This is a genomic window from Rubidibacter lacunae KORDI 51-2, from assembly GCF_000473895.1.
GTDB classification, from domain to species: Bacteria; Cyanobacteriota; Cyanobacteriia; order Cyanobacteriales; family Rubidibacteraceae; genus Rubidibacter; species Rubidibacter lacunae.
Genome location: NZ_ASSJ01000004.1, coordinates 100,954 through 117,095 on the forward strand (window position 1 = coordinate 100,954; position 16,142 = coordinate 117,095).

The following is a 16,142-nucleotide window of genomic DNA, read 5'->3' on the forward strand; positions in this document are numbered from 1 at the left end:
TGCTGGAGGCTTGTAGCGGCTCGGACGCGGACCCAACATCACGTAAAACCTCAAATGCAGGCCTGGATTCTGCATCTGTGCCAGAAACTCCAGCAACTCCCCCCAGGGAAACAAACGTTGAATCTAGTCCGCCCGACAGTGCTGCAGCGAACCCGGGTGGGGTGGAACCTGAAGTGAACGAACAACCTGCTGCGTTGGCGTTCGAAATCGTGGAAGTGTCGCGTTCTGTCGGCAACTGTCAAAAAGAAGACATGCCTTGTTTTGAGGTAGTCTTACGATACCCGCAAACGAGCGATGGGGAGGCTGCAATTGCCGGCCGAGTGGATGCAGCCGTTCGCGACCAAGTTCTCGACTCGCTTCTCCTCTTTCAGGAAGGGACGAGCGATAGCATCGACAGCGCGATCGACGACTTGTTTGCCGAGTTCGACGCATACATTCGCTCGTTCACTCCGGAGGACGTCCCGGCTTCATCGCACTGGGCAATTGAAATCGACGCCCGCCTTGAATACCGAACGGATGAGACGGTCACCGTCATGTTCGATCGATATGCCTACACCGGTGGGGCCCACCCCAACTCGATGCGGATTTTCTTGAACTTCGATCGCGCGACTGGCAATCGCGTGGAGTTGGACGATGTCGTTGCCGACCGCGAGGGTTTCGGCGATTTGATTCAACGCAAGCTTAAAGCCGCCAACAATATCCCCCCTGACGGCAACCTAGCCGATGCCGGCTACTTCGACTTTGCTTTACCCAAGAATTTTGCTCTGGCAACCGACGGTGTGGTCGTTCGTTATAACCCCTACGAAATCGCACCCTACGCCCTCGGACCGACGGAAGTGACGCTCAGTTACGACGAACTCGACGGCCTGCTCGTCTCCGATCGAACCGGCGCGCCGCAATGACCCGACGCGATCGCCTTTGGACTCACATGCGGCAGGTTGCCCGCGAGCGCGACCCGTACTTCAATCCCCAGGGACATTTTTCGTACGCTAATACATACGGTCCGAACTGCAGCACTGGGGCACCGTGAGGGAGCATGCGTTTGACGCGCGCGGGCAGACGCGAGTGAATCTGCTGCTCGACTTGCCCGGAAACACAGCGGGCGTCCCGATCGCGATCGGCGCGCATTTCGTTGCAGTCCCCAATTGTACTGGCTCAGACGACAATGCAACGGGCGTAGCGGTGCTGTTGGAATTGGCACGCGCTGTTGCTGCCGAACCGTTAGCATCCCCCGTGCGCTGTATTGCTTTTGACATGGAAGAATACGGTTTGCTCGGCAGCCGGAGCTATGCAGCAGCCCTCCAACAGCAAGGCGCAGCCCTAAGCCTGATGTCGTCGCTGGAAATGCTCGGCTATTGCGATCGCGCGGCAGGCTCACAGCGCTACCCAAAGTTTGCGCTAATTCTATCCGTCGCGAGGGGATTTCCTAGCCCTTGTGGGTAATTGGCGTATGCTAGCTGCCCTGCCGACCCTCAGCCGTGCCATTCGGCGAACGGGTCTGCCGTGCAAGTGGCTGATGGTGCCGGCTGGTGGCGAGCTCGTCCCCGACACTCGATGCAGCGATCGCGCCCCGTTCTGGGACGCGGGCTATCCAGCAGCCATGGTGACGGATACGTCTTTCCTGCGCAATCTCCACTACCACCGTCCAAGCGACACCCTCGACCTAGACTTTTTAACCGCCGTTTGCAGCGGATTGATTGCAGGGTTAAGTCAGCTTTAAAGCAATCGCGTCCCTATTCGCGGCCGGTCGAGGTGCGATCGCTGCGTACGTCACACCAGGGCACGGCTGCGTTCGAGCTGTCAGGGTTCCCCAAGCGGGTGGGCAGCTGCGATCGAGTACCATCAGTCTAAGCTCTTGCTAATGCCTCTCACTTAATATCTTTCGTAACGTCTGCGTCCCTCAATATCGGTTGCCAATGTCCGTTTCCCCTACGTCAGCTTCTTGGATTTTGCAGCTCGACAACACGACTTGGCGTTTTGCCAAGCAAGGTCCGCCGGTAGTCGATCGCGTCTCACTGGAGCTGCAGCAGGGCGAGATTTTGGGCCTGCTCGGCCCTTCGGGTTGCGGCAAAACAACGCTATTGCGACTCGTAGCAGGATTCGAGCCGCCGCAAGCCGGAAGGATCTCGATCGGCGGCCGGCCGGTAGCTGGTCCAACCTGGGTCCCGCCTGAGCGCCGCGACGTCGGCATGGTCTTCCAGGATTACGCCCTGTTCCCGCATTTGACTGTGGTTCAGAACGTCGCCTTCGGGCTGCAACGTACGTCCCAGCTCGAGAAAGCGGTCGCACGCAAACGCATCAAAGAAGTGTTGGCGCTCGTCGGACTGGACGGGTTGGACGGACGCTATCCTCACGAGCTGTCAGGCGGCCAGCAGCAGCGAGTTGCAGTGGCGCGAGCGCTAGCACCGCGTCCGGCTCTGGTCTTACTCGACGAACCGCTCAGCAACCTCGATGCCCAGGTGCGCTTGCGCTTGCGGCAGGAATTACGCGATATTCTCAAAGCAGCGGGCGCATCGGCAATTTTCGTAACGCACGATCGTGAGGAAGCCTTATCAATTGCCGATCTCGTTGCCGTAATGCGCGCCGGCCGCCTCGAACAAGTCGGCACTCCAGAAGATATCTACAACCGCCCGGCAACGCGCTTCGTCGCCGAGTTCGTGACACAGGCGAATTTCCTCACCGCCCGACCCTCCGGCAATAGCTGGGAAACTGAGTTAGGTAATTTCATCGTTACTGCCGATGCGCTAAATGGCTGCCACCTCAACGGAGCGGAGAGGGCAGAGCTAATGGTTCGTCCGGAAAACGTTTACTGTCAGCCAGACCCCGCCGGTACGGCAACCGTTCGCGATCGCCAATTTCTCGGCCACGATTGTTGCTACCGACTGCAACTGGCTTCGGGCAGCGAAATCATCGCGCGCTTGTCCGGGACAACGGCATTTGCGCCAGGTACTCGCGTGCACGCGAGCGCTGAAGCGCGCGATGTTCGTCTTTTCCCGGCTGCCGACCCGATTGGCAGGAGCCGGTCTGTCGCACCAGCAAGATAACCCAACTGCCAGATACCTAGGGTTTGCTGAAAAAGTCCACAAAACGAATTTAGGAGGCAGAGAGCTTATGGAATCTGGCTTTTACCATCTAGCCCCAGCTTTTTGCCTCGGATTCTCGGCCCAAGTGCAAGGGTTTTGAGGCTCTGGTGCCTATAACCTTGCACTTTTCTGGAATAGAAAACGCTGAGATCCTTTCATTGCATGGATTCCAGCCTTTTTCAGCAAGCCCTACCTAGGGCTTGCTGAAAAAGGCTGGAATTGTTTCAGCGAGAAGGTTCCAGCGTTTTCTGCGTCAGAGAAGTGCAAGTTTATGGTTGCTAGAGCCTCAAAACCCTTGCACTTGAGCCGAGATCTAGGTGCGAAAATCTGGGGCTAGATGGCGAAAGCCTGATTTCATGAGCTCTCTGTCCCCTAAATTTACTTTGTGGACTTTTTCAGCAAGCCCTACCTATCGGCAGGTAACGCAAGGGCGGCGGCGATCGTTCCGGTTAATTGCGCGCTGTTACCTGAAACCAATGTGCACAGTGCAGGCGAACATGAGACAAACAATCCACCGGCTAAAGAAACCCGATCTGCCACTGTCGCAGCACTTTCTAGAGTTGGTATTAGTTTGAAGGTGCCGGACCGCATGGTTTGAGGCGGTTGAGGGGTGGGTTCGGACATTTCAACCCTGAAACGACCCTGCATCGGGACTTCCGTTTTGGAATTTTTCTGGACACCCATCCGTTGCTATGGTGTGGTACTTACTCGGAGATTTATGGAATCCAAGGACCGGTCGCACGCGCTGGTGCAGTCACCCCCCTAAAAAATCCTTCCGGCACGCTGCCGAATGACTGTGCAAGTCAGACATGCCGAACAGTCTGCTACCTTACCGCAACCGCAAAATACTCACGACAGGGCATTAAAGAGCTGCCAACCAGCCATTGCCACCAGGGACTCCTCGAAGTGCCAGCTGCCGAAAAAGCCACTATACGTTCCGTTCGTTCGACTTATCGGCGCTAACGAATTGCACCGTTGAAGACAGTCCCCACTTGCGAGAGCACGCCGCCAGTTTTAGCAATCTCTGCTACGCGCCAGGGCTTAAAATTTCTAGTTCATCCGCACGCATGTGAACGGAGAAGCGCGGTTCGAACTTCACCAGCACGGGCATATTCGCGCTGACAGGTCGACCCTGCCATTCGGTCACGATCGCTTGCACCTCACCTTCTAAGCCTTTGATATCAAACGGTTGTTTCTTGTGCTGAGGATGGTGATAAACGATCACCGACTCAGCCACACGCACGCGATCGCCGACGTTCATAACCCTCGCTGTCGCAAAATCTCAAGTCGTCTCATACCAAACAGCCTGCAGCTGCACGGTTGCCAAAACCTTACGTGCCGCCGCACGACAGTTTTCCCATTCTTGCACAGCGCGTGCCGCCATCCCTAGCGCGGACAGTAACGTTTGATTGAAGCTGCTTGCTGAAGCCCGCGATTCAGATGCGGCGCCGGGGACCGAGGCGATAACGGGCGATCGCCAACGTAATGTTGTCGTGACCATTGCGATCGTTGGCCAGCTTCATGGCCAGCCGCGTAGCCGATGCCAGCGACAGTTCATCTCGCAGCACGGCAGGTGCGAATTCGTGCCAAGACTCTTCAAGAAACTGGTAATCGCTTAACCCGTCCGAGCACAACAACAATAAACCGTCCTCATCGACAATTAACCGCCTGACCGTTGGGCGCAACCCGCTTGCATCGGCAATCCCAATCGCTTGCGACAGTGCACGCAAGCGCACCCGCTGGATGGCTGTTCGCGGTAGCAACCGCGAGTTCAATATGTATTGAGTTGCCATATCGTCGTCGACAGTAAGCTGGCAGCACCTGCGGGCAGTCAGCCAGTAAGCACGACTGTCGCCAACGTGAGCGAGGTAAACCTCGTGGGCGGGGTTGCCGTCTTCAGCGAGGTGCTGTTTCACCTGCACCGCCATCACAAGCGTCGTCGCCATACGCGAGCGCGCATGACGGTTCTGGGCATTGTTGCGCGCAACGATCGAGTTATTAGTAACGCGGACAGTGGTCGCGATCTGGCGGGCGATCGCGGTGGGCATCTGTGCGGACGGATTGCGAGCTGTCTCGACCAAAAGCTTATCGATCTGCAGCTTCAGCGACTGTACTGCCAGCTGGCTGGCGATCTCGCCCCCGTCGTGTCCGCCGATGCCATCGCAAACTAAGATCGAATCCGTTGCTTGGAGTTCGTTTGGAGACGCGGCATCGGATCGGAAGTGTCCGAGCGGATAGCAGCTATCCTGGTTGTGCCGCGGGAAACGTCCGGTATCGGTCAACACCGACACCTCCCAAGTACGGGGCTGACGAGCCGTCGCAGCTAGCAACAGCGAATTTAATGACGCGATCGCGCTGTCGCGTTCCGCCTGACTCCTCTGCAGCTGCGCGGCAATGAAGCTTAATTGGGGCGAGATCGCCGGCCGCGCCTTTGGTGCCAGCGTCGCCCACACGATCCCGAGCTGTTTTTGCGTTGCTGCGCCGGTTGCCGGCAGGAGTTCTAGCAGGCGCACCCGGCCGTCAGCGACGCGCACGTTATCGAACTGAAGCAAGCTATCCGCTACGCCTAGTGCTGCTAACAACGGCCACAACTCCAACATCTGCCACAACCAATTAAGCTGGCGCAGTGCAGTCGCCTTAGGCCAGGCTGCTTGCAAGCTCGGCAACAACTCTCCCCGCGCGTCGAGCGGCGGGTTGTCGAGCAACACTACCCTATCTCCAGTCTCCAGCAGGCAAATATCGTAAATTTGGGGGAGATGCAGGTTTTGTTCGTAAGCGCGAGCGTAGCACTGCAGGTCCTTGGGTAGGGGGACTGGCGCGAGCGGGAGTTGCGCCGGCTGGAGATCGTGCCAGACTCGCTGGTGCGCCACCCGGAAGCGGCTGGCAACGATCGTGCCAGGAGGAATGCTAGCAGCAGGATCGCCACTTGCCCAGAGCAGCGGCGTCGGTGATTGGAGAGAGCGACTGGAAACGGTCACTTGAGAAAGCCAATTTTGGCAGCATGTCCGCGATCGCGCGGTGGCTGCAACAGTTGCGGGCAATTAAGATTCAAGATAAGGTGCCTTACCGCATCTGCAACGATCCGGTCCAAATCTGCGGTCGCTCGCCGTCCCCAGAACCAGGGTTCTTGGCAACCGGAAAACTGAAATCCAGGCATTCAAGCAAACCTAACACTTACAATCTTCCCACTATCGGTCGAGATGACGACACAAACTGTTCCAGGCATTGCAATCGCGTTAATGGGATCGACGCTGGCCGTCACGACACCGGTGGCTTGGGCGATCGCAGGTGCAGTCCTCTGCGCGTTGGAATTCGTATTGCCGACAGCCTTCGTTATCTTCGCGCTGGGGGTCAGTGCGATGGTCGTGGCTGTGGTTGCGCTCGTTGTCCCGCAACTCTCGCTACAGGTGATGCTTTGGATGGTCTGCTCGACCTTGGCAGTCGCCGGCGTGCGTCAGATGGCCGCCGCGCGGCGGCCGCGCGCGATCGCCGAAGCAACTGAAGCCAAAACCCTCGTAGCGATTCCCCCCGGCAAGGACGGGCGCGTGTTGTACGAGGGCAGTTCTTGGCGCGCGCGCTGTGCGGACGCCGCGATACCATTGGCATCGCAACAGCAGGTTTTGGTCGTGCGCCGCGAAGGTAATACTCTGTACGTACTACCTACCGAAATTTTGGACTGACGCGGCAAGCCCATTCTCCCGGCGTTCGGTTGATAATGCCGCGCGATCGGACCGTTATATGTTCAACGCACCTCGCTCGAAAACCGAACGAACGCGCCCCATTCATCGCAAGGAAAGTCATCCATGGGACAGATTCTAATACTCTTCGCGCTGCTAGCCGGCGGGACGGCGCTCTCTGGTATTCGCATCATCCGCACGCAAAATGAAGCGCTCGTCGAGTTTCTGGGCAACTACGATCGCAAGCTAAAACCGGGGTTGCGCTTCGTCAAACCGCTGGTCGAGACCATTGCTTATCACGAAACCACGCGCGAGCGCGTGATCGATATTCCGCCCCAGCGCTGCGTTACCCGCGACAATGTTTCGCTCGAAGCCGATGCCGTCGTCTACTGGCGCATTGTCGATATGGAGAAAGCATACTACCGCGTTGAAGATCTGAACCGGGCGATTGAAAACCTGGTGCTGACCCAAATCCGCTCCGAGATCGGCAAACTCGAACTCGACCAAACCTTTACCGCGCGCACGGAAATCAACGAGATCTTGCTACGCGAACTCGACATTTCCACCGACCCCTGGGGCGTGAAGGTGACCCGTGTCGAATTGCGCGACATCAATCCGTCTAAAGCCGTGTTGGATTCCATGGAGTTGCAGATGGCAGCCGAGCGCAAAAAACGTGCGGCTATTCTGACCTCTGAGGGCGATCGCGAAGCCGCGATCAACTCGGCTAAGGGACGGGCCGAATCAGAAGTTCTCAACGCCGAAGCGAGCAAAAAAGCCGTTATTCTCGCTGCAGAAGCCGAACGCGAGGAGCAGATCCTCACAGCTAAAGCAACTGCCGAGGCTATCCAAATTGTCACCGAGCAACTGCGTGGCGACCCCAACGCCCGCGAAGCCCTGCAATTCCTGCTCGCACAGAGTTATTTAGAAACGGGCCGCGCAATTGGCAGTAGCGATAGTAGCAAGGTGATGTTCATGGATCCCCGTGGTATCGTCTCCACGCTCGAAGGCGTGCGCGCCGTCCTCGGCGACTCCGACCCCGGTCGTGAGATGACCGGTGACAATCCTCCCTCTAACCTCGGTTGCCCGCCCGTCCCCCCAGCTCCACCGGATTTCCGGAGCCGCATCTGATCTGCGCGACCCATACCCATCGAGTCCAGCTGGATGACTGCCCTCAGCACCTGCATCTAGCGGACAGGTTTATGGGCCGATATCGTGGCGAGGGAAAAGTCAAACACTTGCCCCCGCTTGACAAAACCTCGAAATCCATCGGCGCGCGCGTCCGGCAGCGGACCTGGTTGATAGTGATACAGCCACATCTTGCGCTTGAGGTCGGCAGGTAAATGGCGCAGGTCGTTGTAATGCGCGTGGATACCCGTCGGCCGCATTGCCGTTTCTGCATCCTGGAAGATCGTATCCGCGCGCCGGTAATACTCCTGGTAGCGCCCGTACTGATTTTGCGCGTCCGTTGTCAGGAAAATCTTCGTCCCGTCGATCTCGAAAAATAGCCCGTAGCTGGGCATCAAAAAAAAGCCATTATTGACGTGGACCACTCGCACGAGTTGGAATTCAACGCCTTCCCAAGCAAAGCCGCCGCCGCGTTCCACTGGATGTACTGCGAAAAAACTATCGAGTGTAGCGATGTCACCTTCCAGCGATCGCATGCCACCCGAGAGGGTTCGTTCCCAAAGCTCGCTAGTCAACTCTTTGCTGAGATACAAATGGGGACATTCGCAGCGCGGATCGTACTTGCGAGTAAAGCCAATGTACTCTAGACCGCCAACGTGATCGGAGTGGAGATGGCTGATGTAAATATCAGTGATATCGAAATAAGACAGCCCAACAGAGTAAAGCGAGAAGCGAATATCCGAGCCGCAATCGATTAACAACCGCCTACCACCCGCGGTTGTTAGGAGCATGTTCGATTGAAAATTATCTGCACCGACCGTGAATGCCGAGCCAGAACCGAGAAACGTAAGCTGCATCCTGAAATTAGTGTCGCGCAGGGGACTGTGAGCAGGCGCTGCGCGGTTAAAACGCTTGGATTGCCCCAAGTCTAGCTCACTTCCCACTGACCCGACCGATTGCATCGACATGACCGACGGTGGGGTAAACCTAACACCATTGGGAACCACGCTCTCTGGGATTAAACCTCACTTCGAGCTCCAAATCTTCGAGATTCTAAAACATCCCCTTTGAGATAAAAGCGCTCTCCGGTGCACCCAGCTACAGCTTCACACCCCGAAATTCGAGTATTTATTGCACGAGATAATTAGGGCTTGCTGAAAAAGGCTGGAACCCCTGTAATGAAGGGATCTCAGCGTTTCCTATGCCAGAAAAGTGCAAGGTTATAGGCACCAGAGCCTCAAAACCCTTGCAATTGGGCCGAGAATCCGAGGCAAAAAGCTGGGGCTAGATAGTAAAAGCCAGATTCCATAAGCTCTCTGCCTCCTAAATTCGTTTTGTGGACATTTTCAGCAAACCCTAATTAATGGTGGTCGAAAAGATCGCGGTACTGCAATAAGTCAAGTTCAGAATGTACTGAAATGCATTGAAAGCAGCGTTGCGCGAGCTCCCAACGGCCTTCCCGCTGCAGCATCTGCGTCAGTTTCTGCCGCAAGCTCAGTAGGTAACGCACGTCATTGGCAGCATAGCTGAGCTGTTCGTCAGATAGATTGGCGGCGTCGCCCCAGTCAGAGCTTTGAGAGCTCTTGTCGAGTTCGACGGATTCAAGTTCTTGCACCAGAGTCTTCAGACCGTGGCTGGAGGTGTAGGTACGTGCAAGCTTACTGGCTACTTTTGTACAGTAAATCGGCCCGATACTTGCTCCAAAGGTCTGCTGCAACTGCGCGACATCGAAACGCGCGAAGTGGAAGACCTTTTCGACTTCGGGGGCGGTCAGCAAGTGGACTAGGTTCGGCGCTGACGTCTGACCGCGCGCGATACGGATGACGGTGACGGAGCCAGCCGCATCGCACAACTGCACCAAACACAAACGATCGCGGCGGGGAACGAGCCCCATTGTTTCGGTGTCGACTGCGATCGCGTCGCCGCAGAGGTATTGCTGGAGCGTCTCTTCAGACAAGTCGCGATCGCAGACTTGGAACAGGCTTGAATCGAACATGGCGCGCGGTGGTGCTGCGAAATTTTCCCGACGATACTCTAACACCGCCCTCAAGGCCGGGGCGCGAGCAATTGCGCGAGCAGTATTTCCCGGTCTCGGCAAGCTTTATGCCGATATCTCTCAGGTCGAAGTCGCCGCTGAGATTGTCGGGGTGACTCGGACTGTCGATCTAGCTTCCTGCTGCAACAGCTGTTGGGTTTGTTTGCCCTTGAAGCACTGCTTAGGTCTCGGCAACCGTTTGGGTGGGATGGCCCTGAAGTTCTGGTTAGCTCGCCGGTCGAGGCCGCCATGGAAAAAGGGACCGTCCTCGAGTCCATCGCGCGCCTGCCAGCTTAGGCAATTTCGAGGAGGCGGGACTGACTAGAACTGCAACTCTTGAAGCCGCTGTTCTTGAAATCGCCGTGTATAGCGTTAGTGGTTGAAGCGCGCGAGTATGGCTCGTTGAATGTCATCACCAGCTAGGTTCGGCAGTAGTGCCGGTGAGGGCAGCCTCGATGGAGGGGCTTTAGATTATCGGCGCTATGGAGGCGCGACGTCAGGCTGCAGCCGTGCCAAGCAGTAACTCGGCGATCGCGAAGAGCCTAGAGCTGCGGCGCATCCTCCACACCATCGCGTTCTCGCCGATACTTCGCGACGGTTTGCACGTCCTTGTCCCCGCGACCCGAGCAGTTGACAACCAGGCGCGGGCTGCCGTTTAAATGCGGGCAAAGGGTTTCCAGATAGGCAAACGCATGGGCGGTTTCGAGGGCTGGGATGATGCCTTCTAATTGCGATACCCGCTCGAAGGCTGCGATCGCCTCGGCATCGGTGACGCTGTAATACTCCGCGCGGTTGCTGTCTTTAAGGTAACTGTGTTCGGGACCGACGCCGGGATAATCGAGACCGGCGCTGATCGAATGGGCTTCGATGGGTTGGCCGTCGTCATCTTGCAGCAGGTAACTCATGGCGCCATGCAGCACGCCAGGCTTGCCGCGGGTTAACGTTGCCGCATGTTTATTGGATTGGACGCCTTCGCCGCCAGCTTCAACCCCGATCAGGCGTACGGTTGGTTCGCCGACGAACTCGGCAAATAAGCCCATGGCATTCGAACCGCCACCAACACAGGCAAGGAGAATGTCCGGCAGTCCGCCCCACAGCGCCGCACACTGCTGACGGGTTTCCCGTCCGATAACGGCATGGAAATCGCGGACTATCTGCGGATAGGGATGGGGTCCTGCAACGGAACCAAGAATGTAGTGAGTGGTCTCGACGTTGGTTACCCAATCGCGGATGGCTTCAGAGGTGGCGTCTTTGAGCGTTCCTGTCCCGGCGGTGACGGGTCGGACGGCTGCGCCGAGCAGGTTCATTCGGAATACGTTGAGCGACTGGCGCTCCATATCCTGCTTGCCCATGTAAATGACACACTCCAGGCCGAAACGCGCGCAGGCAGTTGCAGTAGCCACCCCGTGCTGTCCCGCTCCGGTCTCGGCGATAATTCGCTGCTTGCCCATGCGCTGGGCGAGCAATACTTGCGCGATCGCGTTATTGATTTTGTGCGCGCCCGTATGATTGAGATCTTCGCGCTTCAGATAAATCTGCGGGCCGCTGCCGTCGGCGCGAGCGTAGCGGGCGCTGAGGCGTTCGGCAAAGTAGAGCGGGCTGGGTCGACCGACGTAGTCTCGCAGCAGATGCTGGAGCTGTTGCTGGAAGCTCGGATCGCCACTATGGTGGTGGTAAGCTGCTTCCAGTTCGCTGAGGGCAGGCATCAGGGTTTCGGGTACGTACTTGCCGCCATAGCTGCCGAAGCGCCCGAGGGCATCGGGCTGTGGCGTTACGCGTGGCGCAACCCGTGCGGGGGTTGTTGAAGGGGGAAAGGGAGTTGCCGTCACGATCCGAATTGCTCTCGACAAACCCCATTATTATGGATTTGTCCGCGATTCTCCAGGCGAGCCTCTCAAGGGGGTCTGGTTCGGGTCGGTATTTCAAGCTTCCCGAAATGACGGTCGCGGTTGGCGTGTGAATGAGGTCGAGGCGGTCTATTGTGCCCAAGCGTTGTTGGTTGCTGTCGGTATTAGCGTGTGCCGGATTGTGGAGTGCGGCAGCGGTTCCAGCTCGAGCTCAGGCGTTGTTGCCTTACGCGCTCGAGCTAGACTTCGAGTATTTGGAGACCCAGGGACTCGCGCTTGCCCGCGATGCCGTACAGTTGCTGCGTCTCCAGCAGGTGGATTTGGCTTTACCGCGAGCAGAACTGGCCACGCAGCTCGCGCCAGACGCGTTTCAGACCTGGTTTATTCTCGGGACGCTGCAGGCCCAACGTGAAAATCCCGAAGCAGCGATCGCGGCATTGCAGCGAGCGCGCGCACTCGCGCCTGAGGAGGCAGGAGTCTCGTTCACGCTCGGGCGGGCGCACTTCATAGCTGGGGATTACCGCACCGCAGTTGAGGAGATTCAGACCGGTTTAAGATTGGAGCCCGATTCGGTTGAAGCCCTGTTCGATCTTGGTAACGCGTATCTCAAGCTCGGCGACTACGGTGCTGCCATCGAGTCCTTTGAAAATGCGGTCGATTTGGACGAAGCGTTCTGGCCGGCAATTAATAATATTGGCTTGGTGCACTACGAACAAGGCGATACTGAGGCCGCGATCGATCGGTGGGAGGCCGCAGTGGCGATCGACGATGGCTCGGCCGAGCCGCTACTCGCGATCGCCGTGGCGCACTTTGCCCAGGGCCGCCTTGAGGAAGGTATCGCCATGGGCGAGACTGCGCTGGAGCTAGACTCGCGCTACGGCGACCTGGAGTTTCTTGCCGAGAACCTCTGGGGCGAGCGTCTGTTGGACGATACGCGCGCGTTTTTTTTTAGCCCGCCAATTCGCGCCGTGCTGACACGGTTGCAAGTGGCACCGCCAACAGCATCACCGGATGAATAGGTAGCTACCGCAGGTCACATTCAAGCAATCATCGTACGTTCCCAGCCGCACCGCGCTCCCACAACTGAACGTTGGAGGAGGGCTGTGCGCCGGCCGAGCGCGGGCAACATTACTGTTTCGCGCGTCGACCAACTTGTTGAGGGCGCTAGGCTGAGGGCATTGTCCCCTCCCATAACTGCTCGACCCGCGGCAGTCGTCTGGGGAAAGGAACTCGACGGAGCATTTGTCCATCGGGGGAGACTCAGTTGCTGAACGCTTTTTGGCCGATGGGAACCGGCCGGTAAACTGTTTAGCGAGCGCGTTCGGAGTTGCGAACGCTGCTCGGATACAAGCAGCCTTAATGCTGCTCGTCGTATTCGTACGGTTGGTCATGGCAGAACAGCTCGATCTTTTAGGTGGCGGTCAGGTAGTGCCAACGGCGCTCCGTGAAGAGATGGAGCGGTCGTATCTGGAATACGCCATGAGCGTAATTGTCGGACGGGCACTACCGGACGCACGCGACGGACTGAAACCCGTGCACCGCCGCATCCTTTACGCGATGTACGAGCTGGGCTTGACGCCCGATCGCCCGTTCCGTAAATGCGCGCGCGTAGTCGGGGACGTGTTGGGTAAATACCATCCCCACGGCGAACAAGCGGTATACGACGCATTGGTGCGGATGGTGCAAGAGTTTTCGTCGCGCTATCCGCTGCTCTCCGGACACGGCAACTTCGGCTCGCTGGACAACGACCCGCCGGCGGCGATGCGCTATACCGAGACCCGCCTTGCTGCGATCGCCCAGACCGCCATGCTCGACAACATTGGCGAAACCACGGTCGATTTTATCGGCAACTTCGACAATTCCCAGCAAGAACCCGTGGTGTTGCCTGCTCAGCTACCATTTTTGCTGCTTAACGGCTGTGCTGGAATTGCGGTAGGGATGGCAACGAATGTACCGCCCCACAATCTCGGCGAACTTGTTGACGGAGCAATCGCCCTGATCGACCGTCCGACGCTGTCGGACGCAAAGCTGTTCGAACTGATTCCGGGACCGGACTTTCCCACCGGCGGTGAAATCATCGAGATCGACGGCGTGCACGAAGCCTATCGCACGGGACGCGGCACGATCAAAGTCCGCGGCATCACCAGCATCGAGCGCTTGCGGTTGCGCGGTCGCCGGCAGCAACGGACGGCGATCGTCGTGACGGAGCTGCCGTATCAAACGAACAAAGCCAGTTGGATCGAGCGCGTTGCCGACTCGGTCAACAGCGGTCGCTTGGAAGGCATCGCCGATCTCCGCGACGAAAGCGATCGCAACGGCATGCGTGTCGTCATCGAACTCAAGCGCGATGCCGACCCGGAAAGTATCCTCACTCAACTGTACGCGCGGACGGCCCTGCAATCGAATTACGGTGCGATTTTCTTGGCCCTGGTGGACAATCGTCCCTGCCAATTATCGTTACGAGAATTGTTGCTGGCATTCTTGGAGTTCCGCGAGCAGACGCTGACACGCCAGATCGCCCACGACTTGGAGGCAGCTCAGCGGCGGTTGCACCTCTCGGAAGGACTGCTCTTGGCTCTGGAGCAGCTCGATGCCACGATTGAAATCCTGCGCTACGCCGCTGACGGCACGACGGCTAAAACTCAAATGCAAGAGCAGCTCGGCATCACAGACGTGCAAGCCGATGCAATTTTGGCGATGCCCATGCGTCGCCTTACCGGACTCGAGCGCCAAAAGCTGGCCGCCGAGGCCACCGAGCTGCGCGAGCAGATCGCACGTTACCAGGACTTACTTGGCAATCGCCGCGAGTTGCTCAAAGCGATGAAAAAGGACCTGCGCGCGCTCAAGCGTCAATTCAACAACGCGCGTCGGACGCGGCTGCCGCACCGCGGAGGTGCCGGACCCAGCACAAATGTTCCGGACGAAGCGGGCGGACCTCCTGCGCTCGAAAAAACCGTCACTAAGGCAAAACGAAAACCGGCAGCGACATCAGTCAAGACTACTCCCTCGCTCTCTCGGCCGGACAGCGGGCCACCTGAGGTTGCTCAACTCGAGACCGGTTCCCTTGAAGCCATCACGTCTGCTCCGCTCCCACCTGAGCGCGACCTAGACGCCATTGTCGAAATATCCCAGGATGGATGCATCTGGTGGCGCAATGATGGCGAACAGCATATCGCTCCTGGACGGGATTCCACGGTTTCGAGTGCAGCTGGCGACCTTGTTATTTTCCGACAGCCCCTCGCTGCTGGCCCGTTGGTTGCCATTTCCGATAGTGGCAAAGCCCACTTAACCAACCTCGATGCCGTCCCTCACGTTGAGAGTGAATCGCAGCCCTTGGTAGCAGCGCTCCATGGATCGGCAACGAGCGCGATCGTGGCGTTTTTCTCCTTGCCCGAGGAGTCAGACGTGCGTATGGATCTGCTACTGCTCACCGAACGCGGCAAGCTCAAACGCCTGCCGTTGAGGGAACTAAGATCTCTAGGCGGGCGTGGACTCAAGGTTATGGACCTTAAGGATGGCGATCGCTTGGGGTTCGCGTGTCGGGCACGCGCAAGCGACGAACTCGCAATCGCCACGAGCAGCGGACGAATGTTGCGCTTGCCGATTGACGGCGAGAACGTACCGGTGATGAGTCGAACGGCACAAGGCATCACGATCGCGCGTTTGTCGGAGCGACATGGCGAGACCTTTGTCGGTTGCACGGCCCTGTTGCCAACAGACGACCTGTTGTTGTTCACGCAGCAGGGGTATGCCAAGCGCCTGCCGCTAAGCGAGCTGCCGTTGATGAACAAAAATAGTTTTGGCGCCCGCGCGCTGACCTTTGCCGACCGCCAAGATCGTCTCGCAGCCGCAACTGCAGCGGCGACAGCACAAGAGGTAGCCATCCAAACTAACGCCGACCGCATTCTAACTTTGCAATGCAGTGCGTTGGCGGCATGGGACCGCGACGGCACAGGCGATCGCCTAGATGCTTTAGAAGCAGACGAGGCGATATTGAGCGTGACCCCCGTGCAACTAACTGGGATAGATCCCGAAGATTATTCAGTTACCGATGGAAGCCATAGAAACCTCTCAATGGGAGCGAGCTAATTCCAAACCAGGGTTGAAATTTACACCATCCAATAGAGCATCTAAATCGGATCCATCGAAACAATTGCAACAACCGGCAAGCCCCACAGAAAAACCCCAAGAAACTCCAGGACAAGTACAGGCGCACTATTGTTCGGGCAAGACGCAAGCTAGGAAAATTTGTGTCCGAAGCTAGAAGGATAGGCTAGGATAGTGCAACGTCAATCGCCTCTTAAAAAACTTCTAAATTCCACCAGTACAAATGAACGATTTGCAGGCGGGTAGATCTTGACATCGTAATGGAAGT

The 16,142-nt window shown here is 57.6% G+C and carries 14 protein-coding genes; 8 read left to right on the forward strand and 6 right to left on the reverse strand.

The genetic code is table 11. The annotated features are described in order from the left end of the window. Positions 1-173 precede the first annotated feature (173 nt). The 4 genes from KR51_RS17130 (at position 174) to KR51_RS01255 (ending at position 3,044) form a co-directional block, all read left to right on the forward strand. Positions 174-902 carry a DUF3298 and DUF4163 domain-containing protein gene (locus KR51_RS17130; protein WP_198016648.1) on the forward strand — a complete coding sequence of 243 codons (729 nt, stop codon included), beginning with the start codon at positions 174-176 and terminating at the stop codon, positions 900-902. Positions 903-1,026: 124 nt separating this feature from the next. Beyond that, the gene (locus KR51_RS20445; protein WP_232214491.1) at positions 1,027-1,443 is read left to right on the forward strand and encodes a M28 family peptidase; all 417 of its coding nucleotides are present in this window, start codon (positions 1,027-1,029) and stop codon (positions 1,441-1,443) included. Positions 1,444-1,450: 7 nt separating this feature from the next. Then, a complete protein-coding gene (locus KR51_RS20450) occupies positions 1,451-1,720 on the forward strand; it encodes a zinc-binding metallopeptidase family protein (RefSeq protein ID WP_232214492.1) in 270 nt (89 codons plus the stop codon). Positions 1,721-1,916: 196 nt separating this feature from the next. After that, entirely contained in the window at positions 1,917-3,044 is a 1,128-nt protein-coding gene (locus KR51_RS01255; protein WP_022604024.1) for an ABC transporter ATP-binding protein, read from the forward strand. A gap of 1,066 nt (positions 3,045-4,110) precedes the next feature. Here the strand turns inward: KR51_RS01255 and KR51_RS01260 are convergent. From KR51_RS01260 to KR51_RS01270, 3 genes are all read right to left on the reverse strand, one after another. Then, complete coding sequence (locus KR51_RS01260) at positions 4,111-4,344, reverse strand: ferredoxin-thioredoxin reductase variable chain (protein WP_022604025.1); 234 nt, start codon at positions 4,342-4,344, stop codon at positions 4,111-4,113. 175 nt (positions 4,345-4,519) lie between these two features. Further along, a complete protein-coding gene (locus KR51_RS01265; protein ID WP_022604026.1) occupies positions 4,520-6,061 on the reverse strand; it encodes a PP2C family protein-serine/threonine phosphatase in 1,542 nt (513 codons plus the stop codon). Further along, positions 6,058-6,240 carry a hypothetical protein gene (locus tag KR51_RS01270; protein WP_040654663.1) on the reverse strand — a complete coding sequence of 61 codons (183 nt, stop codon included), beginning with the start codon at positions 6,238-6,240 and terminating at the stop codon, positions 6,058-6,060. Before KR51_RS01270 ends, KR51_RS01265 begins: the two co-directional genes overlap by 4 nt. A 43-nt stretch (positions 6,241-6,283) precedes the next feature. Here KR51_RS01270 and KR51_RS01275 point away from each other — a divergent pair, with 43 nt between their 5' ends. Together KR51_RS01275 and KR51_RS01280 are read left to right on the forward strand one after the other, a co-directional pair. Then, positions 6,284-6,763 carry an NfeD family protein gene (locus KR51_RS01275; RefSeq protein WP_022604027.1) on the forward strand — a complete coding sequence of 160 codons (480 nt, stop codon included), beginning with the start codon at positions 6,284-6,286 and terminating at the stop codon, positions 6,761-6,763. A 123-nt stretch (positions 6,764-6,886) separates the two neighbouring features. Beyond that, a complete protein-coding gene (locus tag KR51_RS01280; protein ID WP_022604028.1) occupies positions 6,887-7,888 on the forward strand; it encodes an SPFH domain-containing protein in 1,002 nt (333 codons plus the stop codon). Between the two features lie 56 nt (positions 7,889-7,944). Here the strand turns inward: KR51_RS01280 and KR51_RS01285 are convergent, their stop codons facing one another. From KR51_RS01285 to trpB, 3 genes are all read right to left on the reverse strand, one after another. Beyond that, complete coding sequence (locus KR51_RS01285; protein WP_022604029.1) at positions 7,945-8,742, reverse strand: MBL fold metallo-hydrolase; 798 nt, start codon at positions 8,740-8,742, stop codon at positions 7,945-7,947. A gap of 503 nt (positions 8,743-9,245) precedes the next feature. Next, positions 9,246-9,881 (reverse strand): ribonuclease D, encoded by a 636-nt coding sequence (locus KR51_RS01290; protein WP_022604030.1) that lies wholly within the window; start codon positions 9,879-9,881, stop codon positions 9,246-9,248. A gap of 581 nt (positions 9,882-10,462) precedes the next feature. Continuing rightward, complete coding sequence (gene trpB, locus KR51_RS01295; RefSeq protein ID WP_022604031.1) at positions 10,463-11,749, reverse strand: tryptophan synthase subunit beta; 1,287 nt, start codon at positions 11,747-11,749, stop codon at positions 10,463-10,465. 152 nt (positions 11,750-11,901) lie between these two features. Here trpB and KR51_RS01300 point away from each other — a divergent pair, with 152 nt between their 5' ends. Beyond that, positions 11,902-12,786, forward strand: coding sequence for a tetratricopeptide repeat protein (locus tag KR51_RS01300; protein ID WP_022604032.1), 885 nt, complete (start codon positions 11,902-11,904; stop codon positions 12,784-12,786). 370 nt (positions 12,787-13,156) lie between these two features. Then, the gene (locus KR51_RS18580) at positions 13,157-15,856 is read left to right on the forward strand and encodes a DNA gyrase/topoisomerase IV subunit A (RefSeq protein ID WP_022604033.1); all 2,700 of its coding nucleotides are present in this window, start codon (positions 13,157-13,159) and stop codon (positions 15,854-15,856) included. The last annotated feature ends 286 nt before the right edge of the window (positions 15,857-16,142 follow it).

Coding starts and splice junctions, on each gene's coding strand:
- KR51_RS20450 (WP_232214492.1), top strand. CDS start 1,451: ATGCTAGCTGCCCTGCCGACCCTCAGCCGTGCCATTCGGCGAACGGGT.
- KR51_RS01255 (WP_022604024.1), top strand. CDS start 1,917: ATGTCCGTTTCCCCTACGTCAGCTTCTTGGATTTTGCAGCTCGACAAC.
- KR51_RS01260 (WP_022604025.1), bottom strand. CDS start 4,344: ATGAACGTCGGCGATCGCGTGCGTGTGGCTGAGTCGGTGATCGTTTAT.
- KR51_RS01270 (WP_040654663.1), bottom strand. CDS start 6,240: ATGCCTGGATTTCAGTTTTCCGGTTGCCAAGAACCCTGGTTCTGGGGA.
- KR51_RS01275 (WP_022604027.1), top strand. CDS start 6,284: ATGACGACACAAACTGTTCCAGGCATTGCAATCGCGTTAATGGGATCG.
- KR51_RS01280 (WP_022604028.1), top strand. CDS start 6,887: ATGGGACAGATTCTAATACTCTTCGCGCTGCTAGCCGGCGGGACGGCG.
- KR51_RS01285 (WP_022604029.1), bottom strand. CDS start 8,742: ATGCAGCTTACGTTTCTCGGTTCTGGCTCGGCATTCACGGTCGGTGCA.
- KR51_RS01290 (WP_022604030.1), bottom strand. CDS start 9,881: ATGTTCGATTCAAGCCTGTTCCAAGTCTGCGATCGCGACTTGTCTGAA.
- KR51_RS18580 (WP_022604033.1), top strand. CDS start 13,157: ATGGCAGAACAGCTCGATCTTTTAGGTGGCGGTCAGGTAGTGCCAACG.